Source organism: Mesorhizobium sp. M7A.F.Ca.US.002.01.1.1 (genome assembly GCF_004022955.1).
Taxonomy (GTDB): Bacteria; Pseudomonadota; Alphaproteobacteria; order Rhizobiales; family Rhizobiaceae; genus Mesorhizobium; species Mesorhizobium ciceri.
Map to the genome: position 1 here is coordinate 1 of NZ_RZQE01000490.1, position 4,302 is coordinate 4,302.

The 4,302-nt window shown below is 65.0% G+C and carries 4 protein-coding genes; 2 read left to right on the top strand and 2 right to left on the bottom strand.

From position 1 onward, the window contains the following. Window positions 1–177 precede the first annotated feature (177 nt). Both choW and choV read left to right on the top strand, forming a co-directional pair. Window positions 178–1,032 (top strand): choline ABC transporter permease subunit, encoded by an 855-nt coding sequence (gene choW, locus EN932_RS30360; protein WP_013529957.1) that lies wholly within the window; start codon window positions 178–180, stop codon window positions 1,030–1,032. Next, on the top strand, window positions 1,029–2,210 hold the full coding sequence (choV, locus tag EN932_RS30365) for a choline ABC transporter ATP-binding protein (RefSeq protein WP_127384912.1): 1,182 nt from the start codon (window positions 1,029–1,031) through the stop codon (window positions 2,208–2,210). The genes choW and choV overlap by 4 nt, the downstream gene beginning before the upstream one ends. Before the next feature lie 52 nt (window positions 2,211–2,262). Here the strand turns inward: choV and EN932_RS30370 are convergent, their stop codons facing one another. After that, window positions 2,263–3,669 (bottom strand): ATP-binding protein, encoded by a 1,407-nt coding sequence (locus tag EN932_RS30370; protein ID WP_128369308.1) that lies wholly within the window; start codon window positions 3,667–3,669, stop codon window positions 2,263–2,265. Beyond that, window positions 3,666–4,302: response regulator transcription factor (locus tag EN932_RS30375; protein ID WP_164890693.1), on the bottom strand; the 637-nt coding region annotated here is incomplete at its 5' end. The genes EN932_RS30370 and EN932_RS30375, both read right to left, overlap by 4 nt.

Consider the following 4,302-nt stretch of genomic DNA (forward strand, 5'->3'; position numbering starts at 1 on the left):
CGGTGACGCTGCCGCCGCCATCAAGTCCGCGCTCGGAAGCTGAGCCGACTGAATTCGGCAAAGCCGAACCAGGAAGGGCAGCCATCTTAGAAAAGGCTGCCCTTTTTCATATCCTGTGACAAGATGACGACGGTCGAGGCCGAGGGGCAGGGCTGTCTCCTGCACGAGAGGGGCGATATGGATCCGATTTCGAAATTCATGGTCGATCACAAGATTCCGATCGGCGCCTGGGGAAAGGCCTTCTTCGGTTTCCTCACCGACAATTTCGACACTGTGTTCAGGGCCTTTTCGAATGGCCTCAATTTCCTGCTGGATGGGCTGGTCGGCATCCTCTTGATGGTGCCGCCGGTGCTGCTGGCGCTGATCATCGCTGTTATCGCCTGGCTGCTGCAACGCTCGCGGCCACTTGCCATCGGCGTCTTTCTCGGCCTGATCTTCATCATCAACCAGAACCTTTGGAAGCAGACGGTGCAGACGCTGGTGCTGGTCGTCGCGGCCGCTGCCATGGCCATGGCCATCGGCGTGCCGCTCGGCATCTGGGCAGCGCACAAGCCGAAGGTCTACCGCGTCATGCTGCCGGTGCTCGACCTGATGCAGACGCTGCCGACCTTCGTCTACCTGATCCCGGTGCTGACGCTGTTCGGCCTCGGCAACGCGCCCGGCCTCATCGTCACCATCATCTTCGTCATCCCGACCGCGGTCCGGCTCACGCATCTGGGCGTCGTCTCGGTGCCGAAGTCGATCGTCGAGGCCGGCGAGGCTTTCGGCGCCACCAAGAGCCAGCTGCTGTGGAAGGTGGAACTGCCGTCGGCACTGCCCACCATCATGGCCGGCCTGACGCAATCGATCATGCTGTCGCTGTCGATGGTGGTGTTTGCCGCACTGATCGGCGCCGGCGGGCTCGGCACCGAGATCAACCGGGCGCTCGGCTCGCGCCGCATCGACCTCGGGCTTGAGGCGGGGCTTGCCATCGTCGTTTTGGCCATCGTGCTCGACCGGATGACCCGCATCGCCGTTGGAGGCAAGAAATGACCGTCGCCGTCGATTTCAGGAACGTCGATATCGTCTTCGGCGCCGACCCGGCCGGATCGCTGAAGATGATCGACGCCGGCGCCAGCCGCGCCGAGATCCTCGAAAAGACCGGCAATGTACTGGGCTGCGCCGGCGCCAGCCTGACCGTGAACGAGGGCGAGATCTCCGTTCTGATGGGCCTCTCCGGTTCGGGCAAGTCGACATTGCTGCGGGCGGTCAACCGGCTCAACGTGGTGTCGCGCGGCCAGGTGCTGGTCAAGGATGGCGACAAGACCGTCGATGTCGTCACCTGCGACGAGGCGACCTTGCGGCGCCTGCGCCAGAAACAGGTGGCGATGGTGTTCCAGCAGTTCGGCCTTTTGCCATGGCGCACGGTGGAGGAGAATGTCGGTCTCGGCCTCGAACTCGCCGGCGTCCCGGAAGCCGAGCGCAAGGAGCGCGTGCAACGCCAGCTCAAGCTGGTCAATCTCGACCAGTGGTCGAAGAAATACGCGCATGAGCTTTCGGGCGGCATGCAGCAGCGCGTCGGCCTGGCGCGGGCCTTCGCCACCGAGGCGCCGATCCTGTTGATGGATGAGCCGTTCTCGGCGCTCGACCCGCTCATCCGCACCAAGCTGCAGGACGAATTGCTGCAGCTGCAGGCTGAATTGAAGAAGACCATCATCTTCGTCAGCCACGACCTCGAGGAGGCGCTGAAGATCGGCTCCCACATCACCATCATGGAGGGTGGGCGCATCGTGCAAACCGGCGCGCCCGAAGACATCGTGCTGCGGCCCGCCAACGACTATGTCCGAGACTTCATCGCCAATGTGAACCCGCTGTCGGTGCTGACCGCCTGGAACGTGATGCGCGACCGTCGCGATCTGGAGCACGGCAAGGACGGCTGGGTCTGGCTCGACCGCCGCAAGACGACGCGCTTCAAGATCGACGATCACGGGCTGGTGGCGGCGGCCGAACGCGACGGCAAGCCGGCGGTCTGGGTGTCGTGCGCCGACGTCGAAGGCCAATCCGAGGAAGCCGCGCAAGTGTTCTGGGCCAACCCGGGCACCTCGCTGAAAACCGTCATGCTGGCCATGCACCGTTCGCAGACCGCTCCGGTAGCGCTGTTTGACGACCAGTCGCGCTTCGTCGGCGCCATCGGCATTCGCGACGTGCTGAGCGCGGTGTTGCGGCGGTAGTTTCTTCGGAATCCAACGGCGGCGAGGCGCGGCGACCGGGCGCGCCTTGTTTTTATGCCGCCAGCGGCAGGCGCAGTTGGGTCAGCAGGCCGCCGCCGGGATTGTTGGACAGGCGGATCTCGCCCCCTGCGGCGCGCGCGATGTTGCGGGCAATGGTCAGGCCGAGGCAAAGACCGCCGGTCTGGCGGTTGCGCGATTGTTCGAGGCGCACGAACGAGCCGAACACGGCGTCGATCTGCGCCTGCGGTATGCCAGGCCCTTCATCGCGGATGGTGAGCAGGATCATGTCCTCCGACCGGCGCAGCGAAAGATGCGCCTTCTTGCCGTAGGTGACCGCGTTCTGCACCAGATTGGTGACGCAGCGCTTGAGCGCGACCGGCCGCGCCATGCAGATCAGCCCGCGCGAACGGGTCTCGTCGTCGAACGATACGTCGTCATAGCCGTCGGCGATCGATTCCACGAGCGACCAGAAATCGATGCGTTCGTTCTTTTCCTCGGTCACTTCGAAGGTGGCAAAGTCGATCACCGAACTGGCAATGCTCTCGACATCGGCGAGATCGTGGGCCAGCGCCTCGCGGACCGCCGATTTGCGCAACAGCTCCAGGCGCAGGCGCATCCTGGTCATCGGCGTGCGCAGGTCATGCGCCAGTGCCGCCGCCAGATGTTCGCGGTCCTCGACATATTCGCGCAATCTCGCCTGCATGGCATTGATCGCCTTGGCGGCGGCACGCACCTCGCGGCTGCCGCTCTCGGCGATCGGCGGGCTCTTCAGATCCTTGCCGATCCGGTTCACGGCGGTTTCCATCATCCGGTAGGGCGCCGTCAGCCGGCGCAGTGACCAGATCGACATGATCACCACCAGCCCTGCGATCAGCGAATAGAGCGGCAGGCTGTCGAAGCTCAGGATCGGGCCGACGGGCGTGATCGGTTCGGTGAAATTCAGCCATTGGCCGTCGGCGAAGCGCAGCGATGCCGTCAGCTTGTCGCTCTGGGCGAAGTCGGCGGCCAGCACCAGAAGGTCGCGCTCGACCTGGCCGATGTCGGGTCCTGGCGTCGTGCCGTCCGCGTCGTCGGCCTCGCGCGTCGCCGGATCGCGGCGCACGCGTGCATCGGTGATGCCGAATTTGGACAGCCGGCCGACGAGGATGTCTTCGAGTTCGGCCAGTTCGTCGTCGCCGGCGATCGACGAAGTGACCGCCGGCGTGTCCGAAACGGTGAGCGCGTAGGTGGAGTTGAACAGGCCGGTCGCCGTCGCCTTGCGCTCGTCCGGACTGGCGTCATGCATGAGCTGCACCAGCGAGAAGGCACGGTCGTTGAGCCGGTAGAGGTCGACGACGTCGTTGGCGGCAGCGCGGTCGCGCGAGACGATGTAGAGGGTCGCGACCTGGCTGATCAGCAGGCCGGCAATGACGATCAGCAGCACCCAGACAGGCAAGGTCTGCGGCAGGAAACGTCTCATTCGGAGGTCGTCTCGGGCAGGAACTGGTAGCCGCCGCTGCGTACGGTCAGGATCAGCTTGGGCGTCTTCGGGTCGTCCTCCATCTTGCGCCGCAACCGGCTGACCAGGATGTCGATGCTGCGGTCGAAGGAATAGTCGCTGTCGCCGCCGGACAATTCGATGAGTTGGTCGCGGGTCAGCACACGCTGCGCACTCTTGACGAAGGTCTGCAGCAGGTTGAATTCGGCCATGGTCAGCTCGACCCTGACATCGTCGGGTGCGATCAGCCGGCGCCGGGCACAGTCCATCGTCCAGCCGGCGAAGCGGTAGATCTGCTTGGTGGTGGCGCGCTTCGGCTCGGCGGCGCCATTGCGCCTGAGCACGGCCCGGATGCGCGCCAAAAGCTCGCGCGGGTCGAAGGGCTTGGGCACATAGTCGTCGGCGCCCATTTCCAGGCCGACGACGCGGTCGGTCGTCTCGGTGACGGCGGTCAGCATGATGATCGGCGTCGAATACTGGGCGCGCAGGTCGCGGCACAGCTCCAGCCCGCTTTTGCCGGGCAGCATCACGTCGAGGACGATGAGGTCCACCTGGACGCGCCGCAGGATGGTCTCCATCTCGATGCCGTCGGCGGCAACCGAGGTGTGCAGGCCC

Excerpts from the sequence above, each read along its gene's own strand:
- EN932_RS30370 (WP_128369308.1), bottom strand. The coding sequence starts at position 3,669 with ATGAGACGTTTCCTGCCGCAGACCTTGCCTGTCTGGGTGCTGCTGATC.
- choV (WP_127384912.1), top strand. The coding sequence starts at position 1,029 with ATGACCGTCGCCGTCGATTTCAGGAACGTCGATATCGTCTTCGGCGCC.
- choW (WP_013529957.1), top strand. The coding sequence starts at position 178 with ATGGATCCGATTTCGAAATTCATGGTCGATCACAAGATTCCGATCGGC.